A 22,626-nucleotide genomic window follows, 5' to 3' on the forward strand; every position below is an offset into this window, starting at 1 on the left:
CACCCGGACACCGTCAACCGAAGGAGACGACGATGGCTGGAGCAGTCCTCCGGTCGGCACTGCGGCGGTCGCTCGACCAGGTCCGCCACGTATCCCCCGTCCGGGTGCCCCGCGCCGGGGAGCGCGTCGGCCGGGTCTACGCCGACATGGAGCGGGAGTTCGGCATGCTCGCCCCGCCGGTGGCCCTGCACTCCCCGGCACCCGCCGCCCTCGCGGCCTCCTGGATGATGCTGCGGGAGACGCTGGTCGCCGCCGGCGCCGTCGACCGGGCCCTCAAGGAGGTGGTCGCGACGGCGGTCTCCGAGGCCAACTCCTGCCCCTACTGCGTCGAGGTGCACGGCATGGCGCTGCGCCGCCTTCCGGAGCCGGCCGGTGCGGCGCCGGGGGCGGTCGCCGAGTGGGCCGGCTCGGGCGGTGCCCGGCCGGCTCCGTTCCCCGCCGCCCACGCCCCGGAGCTGGTCGGGGTCGCGGTGACGTTCCACCACCTCAACCGCATGGTCAACATCTTCCTGCCGGACAGCCCGTTCCCCGCCGTCGCGCCGCCCGCGGTCCGCAGCGGGGCCGGCGCCCTGCTCGGGCGGTTCCTCGGGACCGCCACCGCTCGGCACTGGGCGCCCGGCAGCTCACTCGAACTGCTGCCGGGCGCGGCCCTGCCCGCGGACCTCGGCTGGGCCGCCGCCACCCCGAGCGTGGCCGGCGCCTTCGCCCGCGCGGCGGCCGCCGCCGAGTCGGCCGGAGCACGCACGGTGCCGGAGTCCGTCCGCGGGCTGGTCCGCACCGAACTGGCCCGCTGGGACGGCCGGCCGAGGGGCCTCGGCCGCGGCTGGGTCGACGAGGCCGTGGCCGCCCTGCCGCCCGCCGATCGCGCGGCCGGGCGGCTGGCGCTGCTCACCGCCCTCGCCTCCTACCAGGTCGACGAGGCGGTCGTCGCGGGCTTCCGGCACGAACGGCCGGGTGACGGCGCACTGATCGAGCTGACATTCTGGGCGGCCTTCTCCGCGGCCCGGGAAATGGGCGCCCGGCTCGCTGCCCCCGGGAATTCCTGACCCCGTCAGCACGACGGGAGAAGCATTCGCCCGGCCGCTGCGGGACTCTTGAATCGGCTAATTGTCAGCCAAGTTCGTAGAGGGACGTTCCAGCAACGATCCACCACATCGTCAATTTCCACACGGAGAGGTGAATGTGTTGTATCGAGAACGAATCCGAAGGATCATTCCCGGCCTGGCAACGGTGGTGGTGGCGACCTCACTGTTCTTCGCCAGCCGGGAATCGGTCGCGGTGGCCGGCGCCGAGGAGACCGCGACGCAGTACGCGTTCCAGGAAATGCCCATCGCCATGCCGGCCGGATACGACGCGCAGCCCATGCGCACGGTCCGCGACGTGAACCCGTCCTACCAGAAGATCCGCTCCTGGATCTCCTCGGTCGGTGCCGGTATCGCCATCAACGACCTCACCGGGCACGGACGGGCCGACGGTATGTGCATCGTCGACACCCGCACGAACCAGGTCGTGGTGACGTACACGCCGACCGCCCGCGAGGCGGACCGCTTCACCCCGTTCGTCCTCGACGCGGCCCCGCTCCCGGTCGACGACACCATGGCGCCCACCGGCTGTACCCCCGGCGACTTCACCGGCGACGGCCGGATGGGCCTGCTGGTGACCTACTGGGGACGGACCCCGATCCTGTTCCTGCCGAAGGCCGACGCCCACATGCCGTCCCCGACCTCCTACGTCCCGCGCGAGCTGGTGCCCTCGACCTCCATCGACGGCAAGTACCACGGCCCGCGCTGGAACACCGACGCCGACTACGTGGGCGACCTGGACGGCAGCGGGCACCCCTCGATCGTGATCGGGAACTACTTCCCCGACTCGGACGTGCTCGACCCCAAGGGGCTCAACAACGTCCTGATGAACAACTCGCTCTCCAACGCCAAGAACGCCGGCGGCGACCACGTGCTGCGCTGGGTCAGCGCGACCTCGGGCAACGAGCCGCAGGCCAACTTCGTGGAGGAGAAGGACGCGATCCCCTTCGACGCCGCCACCGGGTGGACGCTCGCCATCGCCGCCGCCGACCTGACCGGCGAGGGCCTGCCCGAGCTGTACGTGGCCAACGACTTCGGGCACAGCCACCTGCTCTACAACCAGTCGACGCCGGGCCGCATCCGGTTCACCGAGGCCACCGGGACGCGCGGCGCGACCACGCCCAAGTCCTTCGTGCTCGGCAAGGGCTCGTTCAAGGGCATGGGCGCCGACTTCGGCGACGTCAACCGCAACGGCGCCTTCGACATCATGGTCAGCAACATCACCACGGCCTGGGGCCTGGAGGAGAGCAACTTCCTCTGGATCAACCAGGCCAAGGACGCCGCCGACATGAAGCGCCAACTCGCCGACGGCGTCGCGCCGTTCACCCAGGAGGCGCAGGAGCACGGGGTGGCCTGGACCGGCTGGTCCTGGGACACCAAGATGGCGGACTTCCGCAACTCCGGCAATCTCGACATCCTCCAGGCCGACGGGTTCGTCAAGGGCAAGATCAACCGCTGGCCGTGGCTGCAGGAGATGGCCATGACCAACGACGACCTGCTGTCGAACCCCGCGATGTGGCCCAATGTCCAGCCGGGCGACGACCTCTCCGGCGACGAGGCGATGGCCTTCTACGCCCGGTCCGCCAGCGGCGAGTTCGTCAACATCAGCAAGCACCTCGGGATCGCGGTGCCCACGCCGACCCGCGCCATCGCGACCGGCGACACCACCGGCAGCGGCCTGCTCGACTTCGCGATCGCCCGCCAGTGGGGCCCGCCGGCCTTCTACGCCAACAAGGCGCCGTCCCCCGGCAAGTACCTGAACCTGCGGCTGTACCGCCCCTCCACGGACGACGACCCCGAGATGGGGCTGGTGAACACCGGCTCCCCCGCCTACGGCGCCTCCGTGAAGGTCACCACGCCGACCGGCACCCAGGTCTCGCAGCTCGACGGCGGCAGCGGGCACGGCGGCTTCCGCAGCTTCGACGTGCACTTCGGGCTCGGCGACCAGCAGGGCCCGGTGACCGTGCAGTTGTGCTGGCGGGACAGCAACGGCGGCCTCCACGAGCAGACCGAGCAGCTCACCCCCGGCACCCACTCGTTCATGCTGACCGGTGCCGCCAAGGAGGTTCCGAACCGATGACCGCGACCTCGACGACGGCCCCGGCCCCGGCCCCCGCCGCACCCCCGGCACCGGCCAAGCCCGACCCGCGCTACCTGGCCCTGCGGAACTTCGCGGCCTCCATCACCATCTTCAACATCTTCGGCTACACCCTGCTGGGCTTCGAGCAGCCCTGGCTCTGGCCGATCATCTCGGTGCTCTTCGCCTACACCGTCGAGATCGTCTTCGAGCTCATCAGCGCCTGGGCCCAGCGGCGCTCCCCCCGCTTCCTCGGCAACGGCATGCGCGGCATGTACGAGTTCCTGCTGCCGTCGCACATCACCGGCATTGCCATGAACATGCTGTTCTACGCCAACAACCAGCCGCTCCCGGTGCTGTTCGGGGTGTTCGTCGGCGTCGCCGGCAAGCACGCGCTCCAGGCGCCGATCGCCGGCCGGATGCGGCACTTCATGAACCCGTCCAACTTCGGCATCACCGTCTCGCTGCTCTGCTTCGGCTCCTGGGCGAGCATCGCCCCGCCGTACCAGTTCACCGAGAACGCGAACACCTTCTTCCGGGTCGCCATCCCGCTGATCATCGCGACCGCCGGGACCGTGATCAACTCCATGCTCACCAAGAAGGTCGCGCTGATCGTCGGCTGGCTCGGCGGGTTCGTGATCCAGGCGCTGATCAGGCACTGGGTCTGGGACGTCGCCATCTTCTCGGCCCTCGGTCCGATGAGCGGCGTCGCGTTCGTGCTGTTCACCAACTACATGATCACCGACCCCGGGACCACGCCGTTCAAGGCGCGCAACCAGTTCATGTTCGGCTCGTCGGTCGCCATGACCTACGGCGTCCTGATGCTGTTCAACGTCGTCTACACCCTGTTCTTCGCGACCAGCCTGGTGTGCCTGCTGCGCGGTCTCGGCTGGTGGGTCGCCCATCTGGTCAAGCGCCAGCGGGAGCGGAGCGGCGCCGGCGCGCCGGCGGCCGCCCACCCGGCCGAGGTCGGCGGCTCCCAGAGCCCCCGGGCGATGGCGGCCTGACCCCGTACCCCCCGCGCCTCCCCGAGGCCGTACGTGCGCCCGAGCGGGCGCACGTACGGCCTTTCCGTCGTCCCGGGCCGCCCCGGGCCCGCCTGGGCCCACCCGGGGCGGCCCGGGGCGGCCCGGGTGCGTCGTGGGGAGGCTCCCGGGGACACGACAGACGGGGCGCAGCCGGTGGGATTCCGGCTGCGCCCCGCCCTGTCGGACCGGTCGGTTCGGTCAGTACTGCGGCTGCGACTGCGACTGCAGGACCACCTGCTGGAGTTCGGCGGTGCACATCATGTAGCCGTCCGGGGTCGGCAGGCCCTCCAGGTAGTGGGCGAGGTCCGCACCGAGCGCGAACACCCGCACCGGGATGCCCACGGCCCGCGCGGACTCCACCACCCTCCGCACCCCGTCCAGGACGGCCGGGTGCCGGGTCTGGTAGGAGTCGGCCACCAGGTGGTTGCTCCGGTCGGCGGCGAGGTAGAACTGCACCAGGTCCTTCGTCCCGACGAACAGCTCGGTGGCGCCCGCGGCGCAGATCGCCGTGGCGGCGTGCACCGCCGCCGGCGTCTCGATGAACGCGGACACCGGCACCCCGGGCGGCAGGTCGAGGTGCGCCCTGAGCTGGGCGAACTCCTCGGCGTCGTTGAGGAACGGGACGGAGAGGTGCACGCGGCCCGCGTCCTCGCCGAGCCGCGAGCGCAGCGTCCCGAGCACGACGTGCAGCGCGTCCCGGTAGGCGTCCGAGCCCAGCAGCCAGCGGGCGCCGTGCAGGCCCAGTTCGGGGTTGGGTTCGACGGCGACCGGGGCCAGCTCCGTGACCCCGGCGGCGTGGTCGGAGCGGAGGTCGAGGAGCCGCAGGATCAGCCGCTGGTTGGGCAGCAGCGCCTCGACGAAGGTACAGAGCCGGTCCGCGAGGGCCCGCCCGTAGGACGCGACGGCGGCCGGGCCGCCGTCCAGGCAGTCGAGCGGACGCAGGCCGGCCGCCAGGCAGAGGAACTCCTCCCGGATGAAGAAGGAGTCGACCTGTGCGGCCTTCGGCCCGCACGAGTTGATCGTGCGGATGTCCTGCAGGTCCGCGATGACCGCGCACGCCGAGCCGAGGTCGTCCAGCGAGGAGCTCCCGTCCGCCGAGCCCGCGGCCCCGGCGCCCGTGTCGGACCCGAGGACGATCGACTGGCTCTCCAGGTGCAGCGTCACTTCGCCGACCAGGTCGGCGAGCTCGGCCCCGTCCACGCGGAGCACCGGAATTCCCCTGCCGCGGCAGATCGACTGCATGTGGCCGGTCAGCCCGCCGGAACTGCAGACGATCGCCCGCGCCGCCACGATCGCTTCGTACAGACTCGCTTCGAGGGAGGGGGCGACGAGGATGGACCCGTCGAGCGGATTTCTCGTGCGGTTACAGACACCTCGCAACACGCCCTGCCTTCCACCGGTCAAAAGGGATCCCTGAATCCGTCGCCCGTTCACCTAATCCTCCAGAGCGTCAGCGTTCTCCAAGCCCAGTTGCCGGCGCAGTTGCCGCGGCGTCACGGAGACATCGGTGAGTCGCTCGACCGCGGCCCGGCCGACGACCGCCCTCATCAGGCGGTCCCGGCGGGAGGCGTCCGCCGGAGGGACCGAAATCCCGCCCAGGGACCGGATACGGGCTTCCAGCCGGGAATCGAGAACTTCCCGTTCGCTTCGAGCACGCGCAGCCAACCTCCACACCTCCAGGACCACAGCCTCCTCGAATTCGACCAGGGCCGCTTCCTCCATATTGCTGACATGGCCATGGAATTCAGCGATGTCACGGTCCAAACCCTCGTCGGGGAGTTCCAGTTGTTCGATCACGCGCGCGGCCACGGCGATTGACTGGTTCTTGATGGCGGCGAGATTGAACGTGAACGCACCGGTTCGGCCGTTCCGCACGATCTCGTCGCCCTCGCGCAGCACACCGACCGTGAACACCGGGCCGACCGGCTCGCCGTCGGCACGCAGCAGCACCCCCTGCCCGTCGACCTCCAGCCCGCGCCCGGTGCGCTCGTGGGGCACCGCGGTCCCCCGGCGCAGGAGGTTCCTCCAGAGCGGCCCGCCGACCCTGCTGTAGTCCGACTCCCTGCCCACGTTGGACACCACCAGGTCGGCCTCGACGGCGCACTTCTCCCCCGGCGACCCGATCGAGACGCGCAGCCGCCCCGACTCCGTCGGAGCGATTCCCTCCACCTTGCCGACGACCAGCCTCACCGGGCCGTCCACCGGGTGCACGGCGCGCTCGATGACCGCCATCGTGTACTCCACCGCGCCCACCCGGAGCGCGGCGATCGCCGTACCGAACTCGTCCAGCAGGCAGCGCAGTTCCTCGGAGGGGATCCGCTCGATGGCCTCGGGGAGATGCGGCTCCCACGCCTTGGCCACCCGCTCGGCGACCACCGTCCGGTCGATTCCGGGGTGGTCCCGGACGACCGCCGAGCACGCGCTCTCCCATTCGGCCCGGACCCGGGCCAGGAACTCCTCACGATTCCGGTACGGCTCCAACAGCGCCCTCGGACAGGGCAGTTGCAGCACCTCGTGCTCGTGGCCGCCGGGATACGTCCGGAACATCGTCCCGGTCTTGGAGATCAGGTGGATCCGTCCGGAGTGCCCCTGCCGCAGCAGCAGGCCGGCCGAGTCGTACGCGCTCAGCACGGATCCCACGATCGCGACGTCCGCCTCGGCCGGGAGCCCCTCCAGCTTGCGGATCGCGGCCGCGGAGTACGGGTCCCGCACGAAGGACTCGTGATCGAGCACCTCGGCCGCGAAGGGCAGCTCCTTGAGTTCGAGGCCGGTCGCCAGCACCACGTGGTCGGCGGGGAACACCGCCGGTTCCGGATCCCGGCCGTCCGGAGCACCGCCGGGACCCGGCTGCCGCACCGTCACCTCGATCCCCGAGGGCAGCACCTCCAGGTCGACCGCCTCGCCGTCCGCCTCGACGAGCACCACCCCGGGGCAGGCCTCCCGCCGGGCCTCGGCCAGCCGGTCGTTCAGGTAGTCCTGGAAGATCCGCCGGGGCGCCGGGCCCTGCTCGACGAACTCGAAGTCGACCCAGAAGGCCGGCCAACCGCTGCGGTCGGCTTCGAGGTTGGCCCAGCGGATGAAGTCGAGGACGTCCTCCCGGAAGACCGACATCCGGCCCGCCTGGATGTTGAACACGTGGTCCCAGGGGTTGCCGTCCCGGTGGTAGGCGATACCCGCCGAGCGGTAGTCCGCACGCCGTTCCAGCAGGACGATCTCCAGCGGCCGGCGCGCGAAGCGCAGCAGCCGGATCGCCGTGGCGGTACCGGCCAGTCCCGCCCCGACTATGAGCACACGTGGGCACACGTCTGTTCGACTCACGGTGAAGCCTCCCCGCTCAGCGATCGATGGCACCCGGCGCCGCTGTCTCCCACACCGGGCACGACATGAGTTGACGGATCGTCCGGGCCAAGACTAGTGCCGCGATCCTCCGCCTTTACTGACGAAGCGACAGCGCGATCACGGGTCTCCGGCCCGCGCGCGGCGCGGCCGCGGCCCACGAGGGCGGGGCAATCTGGGAGTTGACCGCCCGAAGCGCCTCCCGTGACGATGGACTGCTGGTCGTCCGACCCTCCGAGACGAGGAAGTGCACCGTGCCGCACATTGCCATTGACAACAAACTGCCGGGAATCACAGGGCTGCTGACGCTCCGTCCGGACACCGGTGCGCCGCTGTCGCTGCTCGCCGACGCGCTGCTGCGGAGCCCGGCCCCGATGAGCCGCGGCGAGCGCGAGCTGGTCGCCGCGTACGTCTCCGACCTCAACGGCACCCGCTTCTGCACGAACTCCCACAGCGCCTTCGCCGCGGCGCAGCTGGAGGGTGGCGAGGAGCTGGTGAAGGCCGCCCTGGCCGACCCCGCGTCCGCGCCGCTCACCGAGCGGATGCGGGCCCTGCTGCGCATCGCGGGCGAGGTCCGGGGGCAGGTCGGGCCGGTCTCGCAGGAGGCGGTGGCGGCCGCCCGGGCGGCCGGCGCCGGTGACACCGAGATCCACGACACCGTCCTGATCGCCGCCGCGTTCTGCATGTACAACCGCTACGTCGACGCCCTGGCCACGGACCTCCCCGAGGACCCGGGCTTCTACGCCGAGGGAGCGAAGCGGATCGTCAACTCCGGCTACGGCCAGGGGGACTGAGGCCCGGGTGGCCCCCTCCCTCCCGGCGCACACCGGGGCCGGCAGGGGGCCACCCGCCCAGCGGGAGAGGGGATTCGACATCGGCACGGACCTGGCACGGATCGCCCGACTGCTGAACCGCCACATCATCGCCGGCCTGCGGGCGTACGGCGCCCTGCTCGGGCTGGCACCGCCGGAGGCCGCCCTCCCTGCGTCCCCCGGACGAGACGGCGCCACGGCCCCCCGCCGCCTCCAGCTGCCTCCCGGGCACCCTGAACGACTCCTCCCCCACCTGCCCCCGACGGCCCAGGAGGCCGCACTGTGGCGACAGTTGGGAGATCTGGACGATCCGCTCCGGGCACCCGGCGGCCCACCGCCGACCGGTCAGGGCAGATGAGGCGCCACCGGTTCCCTCCGCCCCGGCGGTGAGGAGCGGCGGGCGGTGCGGCCGGCTCTTACGGATTGCTGACGCCCGCGCGCTGCGGGGGCCGGACGGGCGGTGCGGCCGGCTCTTACGGATTGCTGACGCCCGCGCGCTGCGGGGGCCGGACGGGCGGGGCGGCCGGTAGCGTCGCCGGGCATGAGGATTCTGGTCACCGGCGGCGCCGGGTTCATCGGTTCGGCGGTCGTGCGCGCCCTGGTCGCGGCGGGCCACGAGGCGGTCGTGCTGGACGCGCTGCTGCCCGCGGTCCACCCGTCGGGGGCGGCGCCCGCGCTGCCGGCCGGCGTCGGGTTCCGGCACGGCGACGTGCGGGACGCGGCGGCGGTGGAGCAGGCCCTGGCCGGGGTGGACGCGGTCTGCCACCAGGCGGCGATGGTCGGGCTCGGCCTCGACCTGGCCGACGCGCCCGAGTACGTCGGCTGCAACGACCTCGGCACGGCGGTGCTGCTGTCCGCGATGGCCCGCGCGGGGGTGCGGAGCCTGGTGCTGGCCGGGTCGATGGTGATCTACGGGGAGGGCCGGTACGTGTGCGCGGAGCACGGGGGTGTGGCGCCCGGTCCGCGGCGCCCGGACGATCTCGACGCCGGGCGGTTCGAGCCGCCCTGCCCGGTGTGCGGCGCCGCGTTGCGGCCCGGGATGGTCGCGGAGGACGCGCCGGGCGACCCCCGCAACGTGTACGCCGCGACCAAGCTCGCCCAGGAGCACCTGGCCGCGGCCTGGGCCCGCGCCTGCGGCGGGTCCGTCCTGGCCCTGCGCTACCACAACGTCTACGGCCCGGGCATGCCGCGCGACACCCCGTACGCCGGGGTCGCCTCGCTGTTCCGTTCCGCGCTCGCCCGCGGCACGGCTCCCCGGGTGTTCGAGGACGGCGGCCAGCGCAGGGACTTCGTCCATGTCGACGACGTCGCGGCGGCCAACCTCGCCGCACTGCAGGACGTCGGCAGCCGGGTGCCGGGCAGTGCCCGGGCCTACAACGTCGGCAGCGGCGAGGTGCGCACGGTCGGCGAGATGGCCCGGGCGCTGGCCGACGCCCACGGCGGGCCGGCGCCGGTGGTGACCGGGCAGTACCGGCTCGGGGACGTCCGGCACATCACCGCCGACTCGTCCCGGCTGCGGGCCGAGCTCGGCTGGCGGGCCCGGGTGCCGTTCCACGCGGGGATGGCCGAGTTCGCCGCGGCGCCCCTGCGGGCCTGACTACCCGGGCGCCGCCGGGAGCGCGATCTCGAAGCAGCAGCCCCCGGTGACGTTGTGCACCCGGGCGCGCCCGGCGTGCGCCTCGACGATGCCGCGGACGATGGCCAGTCCGAGCCCGGCGCCGCTGTCCCCGCCCTCGCCGGGATCGCGCCGCGGCGTGCGGGCGGCGCTGCCGCGCCAGCCGGTCTCGAACACCCGGGAGAGGTCCTGCTCCGGGATGCCTCCGCAGCCGTCGGTGACCGAGAGCACCACCTCGTCGACCTCGCGGCGGGCGGAGACGGCGACCACGCCGTCCTCCGGCGTCGAGCGGATCGCGTTGACCAGCAGGTTGCCGAGCACCCGGGTGATCTCGCGGCTGTCCACCTCGACCGGCTCGGCGGCGACCTGACGGCCCTCCAGACGGACGCCGCGCTGCCGGGCCAGCGGGTGCGCGCCGGCCAGGGCGTCGTCGACCAGGTCGTAGACGGACACCCGGGAGAGCGAGAGGGACAGGGCGCCGGCCTGGATCCGGGAGAGCTCGAAGAGGTCGTCGACCATCCCGGTGAGGCGCTCGACCTCGGCACGGATCCGCCTGAGGTAGAGCTCCGGCCGGTCGGCCACGCCGTCCTCCAGCGCCTCGGCCATCGCGCGCAGCCCGGCCAGCGGGGTGCGCAGGTCGTGCGAGATCCAGGCGATCAGCTCGCGCCGCGAGGCGTCCAGCGCCTGCGCCCGGGCGCGGGACTCGGCGAGCCGGGCGCTGGTGGCGGCGAGTTCCGCGCTGAGCTGGGCCAGTTCGAGCCCGAGCGGATGCTCCGGCGCGGTGAAGCCGGTGTCGCTTCCGACCGTCCGGGCGGCTGCGGTCAGGGCACGGCTGCCGGCCACGACCTGGCGTCCGAGCAGTGCGGCCGTGAGCAGCGAGACCACGGAGGCCATGCCGAGCACGGTGATCACCACGCCGAGGTCGTGGCCGGACAGGAACATCGCCTGGGCGACGGCGAGCGTCCCGGAGGTGACCGCGAGGACGGTGACGAAGGCGACGCAGAAGAGGGAGAGCGCCATCGAGCGGCGGCGCAGCAGGCGCACGGCCACCCAGCCGAGCAGGCCGGCGCCGGTGGCGCCGAGCCCCGCGAACAGGGCGATCAGCAGCAGGTCCTTCACGCCGGGCCGTCCTTGTCGTCCGTGGCCGGGTCGTAGCGGTAGCCGACGCCCCAGACCGTGGTGATCAGTGTCGGTGCGGCGGGGTCGTCCTCGATCTTCTCCCGCAGGCGGCGGACGTGGACGGTGACGGTGGAGAGGTCGCCGAAGTCCCAGCCCCAGACCCGCTGCATCAGCTCCTGCCGGGCGAAGACCGTCCCGGGGTGCCGGAGGAGGAACGCCAGCAGGTCGAACTCCCGCAGTGTGAGGAGGAGTTCACGCCCCGCGCGATGGGCGCGGCGCGCCTTCGGGTCGAGCGTGATGTCCCCGGACTCCAGCGGCACGGGGGCCGGGGCCGCGGGAGCGGCGGCGCGGGAGCGGCGCAGGACGGACTGGACGCGCAGCACGAGCTCCCTCGGGCTGAACGGCTTGGTGACGTAGTCGTCCGCGCCCAGTTCCAGGCCCAGGATGCGGTCGGCCTCGTCGCCCTTGGCGGTGAGCAGGACCACGGGGAGGTCGGCGCCGTCCTCGGTGGCGCGCAGCCTGCGCAGGATCTCCAGGCCGTCGATCCCGGGGAGCATGAGGTCCAGGACCAGCAGGTCGGGGCGGTGGGCGCGGGCCAGGTGGAGGCCCTGGTCGCCGTCGCAGGCCCGGTCGACGCGGTGGCCGGCCCGGGTGAGGTAGCCGGCGACGACCTCGCCCACGGTGAGGTCGTCGTCGATCACCAGGATGCGGGCGGGGTCCGGGGGTCCGGGGGGAGCGGGGCTGTCGTTCACCTCGCCGAGGATACGAGCCGCGGTGGTGGTCGGGGGCCGCGCCGTGGTCGACGTTCGCGTTCCGTAAGATCGCGGGCCGGCGGATGCGGCTCCCCCGCGCGCTCCCCGCCCGCCGCGGGCCGGCGTTGGACTTTCGTAAGGGCGCCGTTCGGCCGCCGCGGGCCCGTCCGCACCTAGCGTGGCCGACGTGACCCCTCCGATTCCCCCACGGCCGCCTGCCGACGTGATCCTGCCCTGCCTCGACGAGGCCGAGGCCCTGCCCTGGGTGCTGGGGCGCGTCCCCCCGGGCTGGCGGGCGATCGTCGTCGACAACGGCTCCCGCGACGGCTCCGCCGAGCTGGCCCGGTCGATGGGCGCGACGGTCGTCCGGGAGCCGCGGCGCGGCTTCGGCGCCGCCTGCCACGCCGGGCTGCTCGCCGCCACCGCCGAGCTGGTCTGCTTCATGGACTGCGACGGCTCGCTGGATCCCGCCCAGCTGCCTCTCGTCACGGCTCCGGTCGCCGCGGGCGCGGCGGACCTGGTGCTCGGCCGCCGCCGCCCCACGACCGCCGGCGCGTGGCCGCTGCACGCCCGGCTGGCCAATGCCGCCCTGGCCCACCGGCTGCGGGCGCGGACGGGGGCGCCGCTGCACGACCTCGGGCCGATGCGGGCCGCGCGCCGTGAGCGGCTGCTGGCGCTGGGCCTGGGCGACCGCCGCTCCGGCTACCCCCTGGAGATGGTGCTCGCCGCGTCGGCGGCCGGAATGCGGATCGCCGAGACGCCCGTCGACTACCTGCCGCGCGCGGGTCGCTCCAAGGTCACCGGCACCGTGCGCGGCACCCGGCAGGCCGTCCGCGACATGCGGGCCGTGCTGGCCGCGCCGGCGCCGACCCTGCTGGTGATCGCCAAGTCGCCGGCCCCCGGGCGGGTGAAGACCCGTCTGACCCCGCCCTGTACGCCCGAGCAGGCGGCGGCGCTGGCCGAGGCCGCCCTCGCCGACACCCTCGCCGCCCTCGACCGGGTACCGGCCGGCCGGCGGCTGCTCGTCCTGGAGGGCGAGGCGGGCCGCTGGCTCCCGCCGGGCTGGCAGGTCGTGCCGCAGTCGGGCGGCGGGCTGGACGAACGGCTCGCGGCCGCCTTCGCGCACGCCGCCGGGATCGCCCCGCACGCGCCCGCGCTGCTGGTCGGCATGGACACTCCGCAGCTGGACGCCGCCCTCCTGGCGGAGACCCTGTCGCCCGCCCGGCGTCCGGGCGTCGACGCCTGGTACGGCCCGGCGGGCGACGGCGGGTTCTGGGCGCTCGGGCTGGCCGGGCCCGACGCGCGGCTGGCCGGGCGGCTGCTCCTGGGGCTGCCGATGTCCACGCCGGAGACCGGGCGGGCCCTGCTCGACCGGCTGGCGGCGGAGGACCTGCTGGTCCGCCACCTCCCGGTGGTCACCGACGTGGACACCATCCGGGACGCGCGTCACGTCGCCGCCGAGGCCCCGGGCAGCAGGTTCGCCGCCTGCCTGCGATCGATCGAGGGCGACCGGGAGGTGGCGGGGTGAGTGTCGCGACCGAGGCCTGGGTGGACGACCCGTTCGCCGAGGCCGTCCGCGCCGGGCGGGGCCCGCTGTGGCTGCGCCGCGAGGACGGCTGCCGGATCCCGCTCGACGTCGAACGCTGGTGCGCGCCCGCCGCCGGCGCGGACCACGGGCTGCTGCTGCGCTGCACCCGGCTGACCGCGCCGGTGGTGGACCTCGGCTGCGGCCCCGGCCGGCTCGTCGCGGCCCTGCTGGGCCTGGGCGTGCCGGCGCTCGGGGTCGACATCACCGGGGCCGCGGTGGCCCGGACCCGCAGGCTCGGCGGGCCGGCCCTGTGCCGCTCGGTGTTCGACCGGCTGCCCGCGGAGGGCCGCTGGGGCGGCGCGCTGCTGGTCGACGGCAACCTCGGGATCGGCGGCGACCCGGGGCTGCTGCTCGCTCGAAGCGCCGAACTCCTCGCCCCGGGCGGTGTGTTGCTGGTCGAGGTGGAGCCGCGGGAGATCGACGAACGGGTCACCGTCCGGGTCGAGGGCCGCCACGGGCGCCTCGGGCCGCCGTTCGCCTGGGCCCGCTGCGGTGCGGCGGCCACCGCCCGGCGGGCCGGCCGGGCCGGGCTCGTCGAGACCGAGCGCTGGTCCTCCCACGGCCGCCGCTTCCTCTCCTTCCGGCGGGCGGACCCGTCCCCGGCGACCGTTCCGCAGGGGTAGCTCCGGCCCCGCCGGGGGCGCGCCGCCGGAGCTACTCCCGCGCCCCCGCGGGCTCCCCGTCCGGCCACTGCGGGTGCTCACGCTCGGCCCAGCGGCGGTCGACCAACCCCGTCCGCATCCCCCGCCGGGCCTCCGGATCCCGCAGGGCCATCCGGATGTGCCCGGCGGTCACCACCGCGATGGCCGCCGCGAGCCAGTCGTGGACGAAGGTCGCGCCGGTCCGCCAGGCCGGCGGCGCGAGGTGGGTGAGCCACATCAGCAGGCCCGTGCCGAGGATCACCAGCATCGCGCCGAGCGTCCACTGGGCGTAGAGCTTCTGCCCGGCGTTGAACTTCCCCGCCGGGCGGTGCGCCGCGCGCGCCCACGCCGCCCGCAGCCACGCCCGGTCCACGGGGTGGAACCGGCTCAGCCCCGCCACGTCCGCGCGCACCGCCCGAAAGGCCAGTCCGAGCAGCAGCGGTACCGGCAGCGCCAGACCGCACCACACGTGCACGGTCACGACGAGCCTCCGGCGCCCGACCAGTTCGGCCAGCGGCGCCAGGTAGAGGCAGGCGGCGGTGGCCAGGCAGGTCAGCATCAGGGTGGCGGTGGCGCGGTGCACCCAGCGCTCGGCGCGGGTGAAGCGGAGCAGGAGGTCAGGCGGTCGGTGCATCGTCACGTCCGTTCGAGCGGCCGACCCAGGCGTCGACGTCGTAGCCGTTCTGCTCCCAGTAGCCCGGCTCCACCGTGGCGGTGACGGTGATCCCGGACAGCCACTTGGCCGACTTGTAGAAGTACATCGGCGCCACGTACAGGCGCACCGGGCCACCGTGGGGGTGGGAGATCGGGGCGTCCTGCAGCTTGAGCGCGACCACCACGTCGTCGCGCCTGGCCTGCTCCAGGGTGAGGCTCTCGGTGTACTCGCCGTCGAAGCAGCTGAACCGCACCGCCGCGGCGCCCGCCGTGACGCCGGCGGCATCGAGCAGGTGGGCCAGTGGCACGCCCTCGAACGGGGTGGCCGGCACCCGCCAGCCGGTCACGCACTGCACGTCCCGCACGATCCGGCGCTGCGGCATCGCCTGGAGGTCGGCGAGGCGGAAGGTGCCGGGACGTTCCACCAGCCCGTCCACCGTCAGGGTGTAGGTGTCCGGGCCCCGGGTCGGCACCGAGGATGCCACGGAGTAGTAGCGGAAGCCGCCGCCTCCCGGCAGCAGGCCGGTGAGACCCGTCGGGTCCTTGCCGGCCAGGGTGTCCTGGGCCCGCTGGAGGTACGGGCCGACCGCGACGCCCGCCGCGCCCAGCCCGAGCAGCCCCAGCACCACCCGGCGGCCCACGGGCGTGCCCCGGCCCTGGTCGACCCGTTCGGCACGCCCGGCCTGTCCGGCCTCTTCGGCCTCTTCGGCCTCTTCGGCCTCTTCGGCACGCTCGGCCTGTCCTGCCTGCTCGGTCTGTTCGCTCACGCTGCCGATTCGACCAGCCGAGCGGCGACACGGCCAGACCCCGCACCGGACCGTCAGACTTCCGTAACCAGGACCGCACAGGACCGGAAACCAGGACCGGACAGGGCCGGACCGGCCCCCGGCACCCTACGGCCGGTCCGCCACCGCCACCCGCCCCGCCAGGCGCTGCCGCAGCAGCGGGACGGCGAGGACGACGCACAGGGCCGTCCCGTAGGCGAGCTGCTGCGCGCCCTGGCCTCCCGTCAGGTAGAGCGCCTGCCCGGCGGCCGGGACGGCCAGCCACTCCCAGCGGCCGTCGAGTGCGACCAGCGCGACCAGCAGCAGCCCGTACCACGGGTAGGCGGGCGCGACCAGGAGCAGTGCCGTACCCGTCACCAGGAGCGCGCCCGCCCAGGGCCGGTGCCGGTCGCCCCGCCGCAGTACCCGGACCAGCACGGCCGCGAGGACCAGCGCGGCCGCCCACGGCGCGAGGCGGTCGGGCAGCACCAGCCGCAGCAGCCCGAACCGGTCGATGTGCCCCTGCTGGTAGCCCTCCTCCCGCAGGTAGCCCGGCAGGTAGCCCAGGACGGACGTGCCCGAGCCCACCACGTACGGGAGGTACGACAGCGCGAAGGCGCCGAACGCGGATCCGGCGAGCAGGACGTCGCCGCGGGTCGGCCGCCGGGCCGCCAGGCCCGACAGCGCACCGGGAAGGGCGAGGGCCGGCAGCAGCTTGGCCGCCACCGCGCCGCCCAGGAGGAGCCCCCCGCGGACGGCTCGCCCTCGCGCCGCGCAGCCGAGTCCGGCGACCGTCAGCAGGGCGCCGAGCGTGTCCACGTGCGCGTCGTTGACCGCCCACACCGTCACGCCGGGGAACCACCCCCACAGCGCGGCCCGCCAGGCCTCCCGCCCCACCCCGAGCAGGAGGGCGGTGGTCGCCACCGCCAGCACCGCCCCTGCGGCCTGCACCCCGCGGACCCCGCCGCCGAACGGGTGCACCGCGAGGAACCACGCCTGCGCCACCGGCGGGTAAATGGTGTGCACGCCCGGCCGGTTGATCCGGGTGCAGTCGCCGGCGGCGGTGCGCCGCTCGTCCCAGCCCGTGCAGCCGTCGCCCACCGGGAAGAGCCCCGGATCGCGCAGCCGTGCCAGCGCCGGATCGTCCGGGGTGCGGGCGTAGGGCGGGATCCCGGCCGCCTGGACCCGGCCGTCCCAGACGTAGCGGTAGGCGTCGTCGCTGGTGCGCGGTGGGGCGAGGAGCCCGACGGCGGCCACGGCGACGCCGCCGGCCAGGACCAGCGGCACGGCCTGCCGGCCGGGCACCTCGCGCAGCAGCAGCACCGCGACGGCGAAGAGGGCGACGTCGAGGAGGTACCAGCCGGGGAGCGGGAGGGCGCCGTTCCGGGCGACGGTCAGCGCCAGGGCCGTGACCAGCGCGGCCAGGGCGAGGAGGCAGGGCGGGACGGTACGGGAGGTCACGTCGCCCACCCTCCCACCGGCCCGCCTTCCCGGCCCCGGCGGCGAGGCCGCCGTTCGGATTCCGTAAGCACGCCGGAGCGCCGGAGGCACGCCCCGGGGCGCTTCGATGGACGGGTGGAATCCGAACCCGCCGACTCCGGCGCTCCGACCGCCCGCCGCCGCTACGACCCACCGCTGCCCGCTCCCCCGGCGTTCCTGCGGCGCGGGCCGTTCCGCGCGGGTGCGTTCACCTCACCGCTGCACGATCCGCTCCACCGGCCGCGGACCGCGGTCGTCCTCGGCCGCTGGCTGGGCGCGGCCCTCCTGGTCTGCTTCCTGACCGGTCTGACCAGCCATCTGCTCCAGGACCCGCCCGGCCGGCTGGCACCGCACCTGCCCGCCCGGCCGGTGAACGGCTACCGGGTCACCCAGGGCCTGCACGTGATCAGCGGTCTGGCCGCGATCCCGCTGACCGGCGCGAAGCTGTGGACGGTCTACCCCCGGCTGTTCGAGTGGCCGCCGGCGCGCAGCGTGCTGCACGCCCTGGAGCGGCTGGCCGTCGCCGTCCTCGTGGCGGCCGTCCTGCTGGAGCTGTTCACCGGCCTGCTGAACACCCTGCAGTGGTACCCGTGGCCGTTCCCGTTCCGGCAGACCCACTTCTGGCTGGGCTGGCTGGCGACCGGCGGACTGCTGGTCCACCTCGCCGTCAAGGCGCCGCTCGTCGCCGCGAACTGGTGGCGCCGGGCCGCTCCGGCCCTGGCGCAGCGCCGCGCGTTCCTCGTGGCGACCACCGCCGCTGCCGGTGCCGTCACCCTCGTCACCGCCGGGCAGACCGTTCCCTGGCTGCGGTCCCTGGACCTGCTGGCCCCGCGCCGCCCCGATCTCGGCCCCCAGGGCCTGCCGGTGAACCGCACCGCCGCCCAGGCCGGGACGGTCACGGTGCCCGCCGACTGGCGGCTCCGGGTGGACGGTCCGCGGCCATACGAACTCACCCTCGCCGAACTCGGCGGACTGCCGCAGCACGAGGCGGAGTTGCCCATCGCCTGCGTGGAGGGCTGGAGCTGCGGTGCGCGGTGGACCGGGGTCCGGCTGGCCGAGCTGGTGCGCCGGGCCGGAGCCCCGCCCGGATCGGCGGTGCGGGTCACCTCGCTGGAGGCCGAGGGACCGTACCGGGTGACGGAGATGCCCGCGCCGTACGTCGACGATCCGCTCAGCCTGCTCGCCCTGCGGGTGAACGGCGAAGTCCTGGCCGCGGACCACGGGTTCCCGGCACGCGTCATCGTGCCGAACCGGCCCGGGGTCCTGCAGACCAAGTGGGTCGAGCGCATCGAGGTGATCGTGTGATCGCCGCCGTCCGCGCGCTGCTGCTGGCCGCCGGCCTCGCCCTGGCCGGCTACGGCCTGTACGGGCTGCTCGCCGACCCGTACATCACCGACCCGCTGGACGTCCTCGTCTGGGCGGTCGGGGGGCTGGTGCTCCACGACGGGCTGTGGGTGGCGCTGGTGTGCCTGGTGGGCGCGTTCCTGGTGCGCGGGCCGGTGCTGCGCGGCTGGGCGGTCGTCGCGGCGGCGGTCACCGCCGTCGGGCTGCCCGCCGTCCTGCGCGCCGGCGTCGACCGCGCCAACCCCTCGTCGCTGCCGCTGCCCTACCTGCGCAACTGGCTGCTGGTGCTGGCCGCCACCGCCGGCCTCGCGCTGTTGGTCGCGCTCGCCGGTCGGTGGCGGCACCGGGACCGGGACCGGGCCGTCGGGCCCGTCAGGCACCGGGACCGGCCTGCCGGGCGCCGCGGTCGGCCCGTCAGACGCCGGGCACCCCGGGAAGACCGGTCGTGAGACCGTCCAGGGTGTGCGGGCAGGGGCACTCGCGCACCACCGGCACCCGCTCCAGCGCCTTGAACAGCACGGTGCGCAGCCGGTCGACGTTGCGGGCGAACTCCTTCAGCACCTCGGCGTGGGTGACGCCCTCGCCACTCCCCACCCCGGCGTCGAGGTCGGTGACCAGCGCCAACGAGGTGTAGCAGAGGCTGAGTTCGCGAGCCAGGACGGCCTCCGGGTGGCCGGTCATGCCGACCACCGACCAGCCGTTGGCGGTGAACCAGCGGGACTCGGCGCGGGTCGAGAAGCGCGGGCCCTCGATCACCACCAGCGTGCCGCCGTCGACCGGCTCCCAGGCCGCCTCCCGGGCCGCGTCCATCGCCACCTGCCGCCCGGCCGGGCAGTACGGGTCGGCCATCGACACGTGCACCACCTCCGGCACCGTGCCGTCCGGCAGCGGCAGGCCGTCGTAGAAGGTCTGCGGGCGCCCCGAGGTCCGGTCCACGAACTGGTCGGGGACGAGCAGCGTGCCCGGCCCGTACGCCGGGCGCAGCCCGCCCACCGCGCACGGCGCCAGGACCTGGCGCACGCCCAGCGAGTGCAGCGCCCACAGGTTCGCGCGGTAGTTGATCCGGTGCGGCGGTAGCCGGTGGCCGCGTCCGTGCCGGGGCAGGAACGCGACCCGGCGGCCGGCCGCCTCCCCCACCAGGAGCGCGTCGCTCGGCTCGCCGTACGGGGTGTCCACCCGCACCTCGGTCACGTCGTCCAGCAGCTCGTAGAGCCCGGAGCCGCCGATCACGCCCAGCTCGGCGCTGGGCAGGACGTCCTGGTCGACCGTCATCGCGGTCCGCCTCTCTTCTCGGGAACAGCCTCCCGGCCACTGTAGGAACGGACCCTGCCCGGAACCGGGCCACCGGGCCTTACGAATCAGGAACGTCCCTCGGCGCGCGTGGGCGCGTTCAGGACGGGAAGTGGCGGTGCCCGGTGAGGTCGGCGCGGGTCGTGCCGAGCTTGCGCAGCAGGCGGGCGACGTGGTTCTCGACGGTGCGGGGCGAGAGGAAGAGGGCGGCGGCGATGTCCTTGTTGGAGGCTCCGGTGGCGAGCAGGTCGCGGACCTGCTCCTCCCTGGGCGAGAGGTGTTCGCCGTAACCCGCCCGGCCCGGGGAGGCGGGCAGGGCGGGGCGGTCCCGGCCGCGGGCGCGCAGGTGGTGCCGGCAGCGGGCGGCGTCGGTGGTGGCGCCGAGGCGGTCGAAGACGGCGAGGGGCCCCGCGAGGCGGTCGGCGGCCTCGGCGGGGTCGGGGAGGGTGAGCGCGGCGTGTTCGGCGGCGAGGGCGGCGTGGTAGGGGCGGCCGATGACCCGCCACCCCTCCGCCGCGCGCTCGAAGCAGTCCCGGGCCCGCCCCGGGTCCTCGGTGCGCAGGAGCAGGCCGCGGCACAGCTGCTGTTCGGCAGCGGCGCCGGGCGCGTCCCGGCCGGCGGTGCCGGCGGCGTGCTCGTCGGCCAGCTCCCGGGCCGGACGGGTCTCGCCGAGGGCGAGCAGGACCTCCACGGCGGTGGGCACGAGGTCCCAGGCGTAGGGCCACGCTCCCTTGCGGCGCAGGAAGGCGAGGTGGTCGACCGGGTGGCACAGGCTCTCCCAGGCCGCCTCCGGATGCTGCTGGGCCAGGTGCAGCCGGGCGGCTCCGGCCGCCGCGCCGAGCGTGGTCATCCGGGCCCCCTCCTGGGCGAGGATGCGGTCGAGGATGTCCGCCGCCGGTGCGGTGTGGCCGCGGGCGGCGGCGGTCAGGCCGCGGATGGTGGCCACCAGGCCGTGGGTCCACAACGGGCTCTCCGGGTAGTCCGCCTCACAGGCCGTCAGGCCGCGCTCCCAGTCCTGCCAGCGCCCGGCCAGCCAGTCCAGGATGATCCGGTAGTAATGCACGTAGGCCGTGAGGATGGGGATGTGCGTGTCCGGGAGGAGCGCGAGGACCTCGGCGACGGTGGCGGCGGCCCGCTCGTCGTGGCCCACGCAGAGCGAGATCTCGGCGCTGTTGCTGAGGATGACCACCACGTGCTCCCGGTCGATCCGCTCGTCGCCCTCGCGCGGGAGCGCGTCCAGCATGGCCGCCGATGACGGATCCGCCTGGAGGCCGAGCACGCCGTAGTGGGCGACCTCCAGGACGCTGCGGGCGACCTTGTCCCCGGTCGTCGCCGCCAGCACGCGCCCGCGCTCGATCAGCGCGTGCTGCTCGGCGAGGGAGAAGCGGGCCGTCTCGGAGATGCCGAGCGAGCCCAGCAGCCTGGCGGCGACCGTCGGGTTGGTGTCCCCCACCTCGGACAGCGCGGTCAGGACCTCCTCCTCGCCCGCCGGGTCCTGCGCCTGGTTGAGCATCATCCGCCCGAGGTGACCGCGGATCTCGCCGCGGACCGGTACGGGCAGGCCCGGGAGCAGCACGATGCGGCGCAGGGTGGCGATGGTCTCGGTGTAGGCGATGCTCCACCTGGCGGCGGTGGCGAGGCTCAGGGCCGCCTTGGCCAGTTGTTCGGGGGCCAGGTCGGGTTGTTCCAGGATGGCGCCGAAGAGGGTGGCGGCGGTGCCGTCGTCGCCGATCTCCATGGCCTGGTCGGCGGCGGCCTGGGCCTGGGGCAGCCAGGCGGCGAGGTCGCCGAGGGCGCGGGTGTGGTGGGCGATCTGGACCAGCGGCGGCGGATCCTGTGCCTGGAGGACCTCCAGGATCCGGCGGTGGTGGCGGTTGCGGACGGGGCCGGGCAGGGATTCGTACACCGCTTCCCGGGCGAGGTCGTGGGCGAACCCGTACGTGTCGGGGCCGCGCTGGCGCAGCACCGCGGCCCTGAGCACCTCCACGAGGGCGGTGGCGCCGCGGGTCTCGTCCAGGGCGGCGGAGGCGATCAGCATGGCCTCGTCGGCCGGTCGGGTGAGCACCGCGGCGGCTCCGGCCAGGGCCTGCCCGTCGGGGGACAGCGCCGCGGTGCGCTCGTCCATCACCTCGCGCAGACTGCGCGGCACCCGCAGGGCCGCGGTCCCGGCGTCGGCCGGGTGGGCGGCGAGGGTGATCAGGTCCTCCTCGATGATCAGCGGCAGGCCTTCGCTGCGGCGGAGCAGGGTGCGGACCAGCGCGGCGGCGGGCTCCCGGGCCAGCCACTCCCGGGCCATCGCCCGCAGTTCGGCCCGGCCGAGCGGGCCGAGGGCGATCTCGGCCCCGGCGGTCCCGGGCGGGCGCCGGTAGGGGGCGCCGAGGACGGGCCGCTCGGCGGGCAGGTCCTCGGCGCGGTAGGTGAGCACCAGGGCGCTGTCCGCGGGCAGGTCCCTGGCCAGCAGGAGGAGCAGCTCCCGGGTGGCGTCGTCGGCCCAGTGCACGTCCTCCACGACCAGGGCCACCGGGGCGGTCGCGCCCAGCAGCGTGCGGACCGCCGCCGCCAGGCGGTGGCGCCGGCCGCCCGGTTCGGCCGCCTCCTCGGGTGGTGCGGGCAGGCGGTGGGCGAGGTCCGGCAGCAGCGGCGCCAGGGCGCCGGCGGAGGGCCCGAGCCGGCCGGTCGGGGGCAGCCACGTCCCGATGCCGCGCAGCGCGTCGGTCACCGGGCCGTAGGGCAGGGGCTCCCGCAGCGGGTGGCAGGTGCCGGTCAGCACCCGCACCCCGCGGCCGCCCAGGACGGCGGCGGCCTCCCGGACCAGCCGGGACTTCCCGATCCCGGCCTCGCCCTCCACGAAGACCACGGCGGGCCGGCGCGCGACGGTCTCCAGGAGGGTGCGCAGCTCGTCCCCGCGCCCCACGAAGGCCGTGTCCCCCGGGGGGCGGAACCCCGATCCCTGGCGGTGGTCGTTCATGGCCGGCCCCTGTGTCGATGCTGCGGTGCCGATGCTGCGGTACCGATGCCGCGGTACCGCTGTCCGATCGCGCGGCG

19 protein-coding genes and 1 pseudogene are annotated in these 22,626 nt (G+C 74.7%); 11 read left to right on the forward strand and 9 right to left on the reverse strand.

Features of this window, described 5'->3' with window-relative positions; translation table 11 throughout:
* The first annotated feature begins 32 nt into the window (after positions 1-32).
* The 3 genes from ACFVVX_RS09770 to ACFVVX_RS09780 all read left to right on the forward strand — a co-directional run bounded on the left by ACFVVX_RS09770 (position 33) and on the right by ACFVVX_RS09780 (position 4,166).
* Entirely contained in the window at positions 33-1,046 is a 1,014-nt protein-coding gene (locus tag ACFVVX_RS09770; RefSeq protein ID WP_387943339.1) for a carboxymuconolactone decarboxylase family protein, read from the forward strand.
* A gap of 190 nt (positions 1,047-1,236) precedes the next feature.
* On the forward strand, positions 1,237-3,162 hold the full coding sequence (locus ACFVVX_RS09775; RefSeq protein WP_387943341.1) for an ASPIC/UnbV domain-containing protein: 1,926 nt from the start codon (positions 1,237-1,239) through the stop codon (positions 3,160-3,162).
* Positions 3,159-4,166 (forward strand): enediyne biosynthesis protein, encoded by a 1,008-nt coding sequence (locus tag ACFVVX_RS09780; protein ID WP_387943343.1) that lies wholly within the window; start codon positions 3,159-3,161, stop codon positions 4,164-4,166. Before ACFVVX_RS09775 ends, ACFVVX_RS09780 begins: the two co-directional genes overlap by 4 nt.
* Positions 4,167-4,385: 219 nt before the next feature.
* On the opposite strand, the gene ACFVVX_RS09785 is transcribed toward ACFVVX_RS09780, so the two are convergent.
* Both ACFVVX_RS09785 and ACFVVX_RS09790 read right to left on the reverse strand, forming a co-directional pair.
* Complete coding sequence (locus ACFVVX_RS09785; RefSeq protein ID WP_387943345.1) at positions 4,386-5,570, reverse strand: putative PEP-binding protein; 1,185 nt, start codon at positions 5,568-5,570, stop codon at positions 4,386-4,388.
* A gap of 51 nt (positions 5,571-5,621) precedes the next feature.
* Complete coding sequence (locus tag ACFVVX_RS09790; RefSeq protein ID WP_387943347.1) at positions 5,622-7,505, reverse strand: FAD/NAD(P)-binding protein; 1,884 nt, start codon at positions 7,503-7,505, stop codon at positions 5,622-5,624.
* Positions 7,506-7,777: 272 nt separating this feature from the next.
* Here ACFVVX_RS09790 and ACFVVX_RS09795 point away from each other — a divergent pair, with 272 nt between their 5' ends.
* The 3 genes from ACFVVX_RS09795 to ACFVVX_RS09805 all read left to right on the forward strand — a co-directional run bounded on the left by ACFVVX_RS09795 (position 7,778) and on the right by ACFVVX_RS09805 (position 9,932).
* Positions 7,778-8,317, forward strand: a complete 540-nt coding sequence (locus ACFVVX_RS09795; RefSeq protein WP_387943349.1) for a carboxymuconolactone decarboxylase family protein — start codon at positions 7,778-7,780, stop codon at positions 8,315-8,317.
* Positions 8,318-8,324: 7 nt separating this feature from the next.
* Positions 8,325-8,693: a DUF6059 family protein gene (locus ACFVVX_RS09800; RefSeq protein ID WP_387943351.1), complete on the forward strand. Its 369-nt coding sequence runs from the start codon at positions 8,325-8,327 to the stop codon at positions 8,691-8,693.
* A gap of 183 nt (positions 8,694-8,876) precedes the next feature.
* Positions 8,877-9,932, forward strand: a complete 1,056-nt coding sequence (locus tag ACFVVX_RS09805; RefSeq protein ID WP_387943353.1) for an NAD-dependent epimerase/dehydratase family protein — start codon at positions 8,877-8,879, stop codon at positions 9,930-9,932.
* Here the strand turns inward: ACFVVX_RS09805 and ACFVVX_RS09810 are convergent, their stop codons facing one another.
* Both ACFVVX_RS09810 and ACFVVX_RS09815 read right to left on the reverse strand, forming a co-directional pair.
* Entirely contained in the window at positions 9,933-11,069 is a 1,137-nt protein-coding gene (locus ACFVVX_RS09810; protein WP_387943355.1) for a sensor histidine kinase, read from the reverse strand.
* The gene (locus ACFVVX_RS09815; RefSeq protein WP_387943357.1) at positions 11,066-11,821 is read right to left on the reverse strand and encodes a response regulator transcription factor; all 756 of its coding nucleotides are present in this window, start codon (positions 11,819-11,821) and stop codon (positions 11,066-11,068) included. Before ACFVVX_RS09815 ends, ACFVVX_RS09810 begins: the two co-directional genes overlap by 4 nt.
* A 187-nt stretch (positions 11,822-12,008) precedes the next feature.
* On the opposite strand from ACFVVX_RS09815, the pseudogene ACFVVX_RS09820 reads away from it, so the two are divergent.
* From ACFVVX_RS09820 to ACFVVX_RS09830, 3 genes and pseudogenes are all read left to right on the forward strand, one after another.
* Positions 12,009-12,725, forward strand: a pseudogene (locus ACFVVX_RS09820) (glycosyltransferase family 2 protein); the annotation flags it as partial.
* Positions 12,726-12,893: 168 nt separating this feature from the next.
* The gene (locus tag ACFVVX_RS09825; protein ID WP_387943403.1) at positions 12,894-13,349 is read left to right on the forward strand and encodes a DUF2064 domain-containing protein; all 456 of its coding nucleotides are present in this window, start codon (positions 12,894-12,896) and stop codon (positions 13,347-13,349) included.
* The gene (locus tag ACFVVX_RS09830; RefSeq protein WP_387943359.1) at positions 13,346-14,032 is read left to right on the forward strand and encodes an SAM-dependent methyltransferase; all 687 of its coding nucleotides are present in this window, start codon (positions 13,346-13,348) and stop codon (positions 14,030-14,032) included. The genes ACFVVX_RS09825 and ACFVVX_RS09830 overlap by 4 nt, the downstream gene beginning before the upstream one ends.
* A 31-nt stretch (positions 14,033-14,063) precedes the next feature.
* Here the strand turns inward: ACFVVX_RS09830 and ACFVVX_RS09835 are convergent, their stop codons facing one another.
* The 3 genes from ACFVVX_RS09835 to ACFVVX_RS09845 all read right to left on the reverse strand — a co-directional run bounded on the left by ACFVVX_RS09835 (position 14,064) and on the right by ACFVVX_RS09845 (position 16,929).
* Positions 14,064-14,684 carry a cytochrome b/b6 domain-containing protein gene (locus ACFVVX_RS09835; RefSeq protein WP_387943361.1) on the reverse strand — a complete coding sequence of 207 codons (621 nt, stop codon included), beginning with the start codon at positions 14,682-14,684 and terminating at the stop codon, positions 14,064-14,066.
* Complete coding sequence (locus ACFVVX_RS09840; protein ID WP_387943405.1) at positions 14,668-15,345, reverse strand: molybdopterin-dependent oxidoreductase; 678 nt, start codon at positions 15,343-15,345, stop codon at positions 14,668-14,670. The genes ACFVVX_RS09835 and ACFVVX_RS09840 overlap by 17 nt, the downstream gene beginning before the upstream one ends.
* Positions 15,346-15,597: 252 nt before the next feature.
* Positions 15,598-16,929 carry a glycosyltransferase 87 family protein gene (locus ACFVVX_RS09845; protein ID WP_387943363.1) on the reverse strand — a complete coding sequence of 444 codons (1,332 nt, stop codon included), beginning with the start codon at positions 16,927-16,929 and terminating at the stop codon, positions 15,598-15,600.
* A 195-nt stretch (positions 16,930-17,124) separates the two neighbouring features.
* On the opposite strand from ACFVVX_RS09845, the gene ACFVVX_RS09850 reads away from it, so the two are divergent.
* Both ACFVVX_RS09850 and ACFVVX_RS09855 read left to right on the forward strand, forming a co-directional pair.
* Complete coding sequence (locus tag ACFVVX_RS09850) at positions 17,125-18,252, forward strand: molybdopterin-dependent oxidoreductase (protein WP_387943407.1); 1,128 nt, start codon at positions 17,125-17,127, stop codon at positions 18,250-18,252.
* The gene (locus ACFVVX_RS09855) at positions 18,249-18,740 is read left to right on the forward strand and encodes a hypothetical protein (protein ID WP_387943365.1); all 492 of its coding nucleotides are present in this window, start codon (positions 18,249-18,251) and stop codon (positions 18,738-18,740) included. The genes ACFVVX_RS09850 and ACFVVX_RS09855 overlap by 4 nt, the downstream gene beginning before the upstream one ends.
* Here ACFVVX_RS09855 and ACFVVX_RS09860 read toward each other — a convergent pair.
* Positions 18,706-19,563, reverse strand: a complete 858-nt coding sequence (locus ACFVVX_RS09860; protein ID WP_387943367.1) for an S-methyl-5'-thioadenosine phosphorylase — start codon at positions 19,561-19,563, stop codon at positions 18,706-18,708. The genes ACFVVX_RS09855 and ACFVVX_RS09860 overlap by 35 nt on opposite strands.
* A gap of 118 nt (positions 19,564-19,681) precedes the next feature.
* Positions 19,682-22,549 carry an ATP-binding protein gene (locus tag ACFVVX_RS09865; protein WP_387943369.1) on the reverse strand — a complete coding sequence of 956 codons (2,868 nt, stop codon included), beginning with the start codon at positions 22,547-22,549 and terminating at the stop codon, positions 19,682-19,684.
* Positions 22,550-22,626: the final 77 nt, after the last annotated feature.

The organism is Kitasatospora sp. NPDC058170, from assembly GCF_042883905.1.
Lineage (GTDB): Bacteria > Actinomycetota > Actinomycetes > Streptomycetales > Streptomycetaceae > Kitasatospora.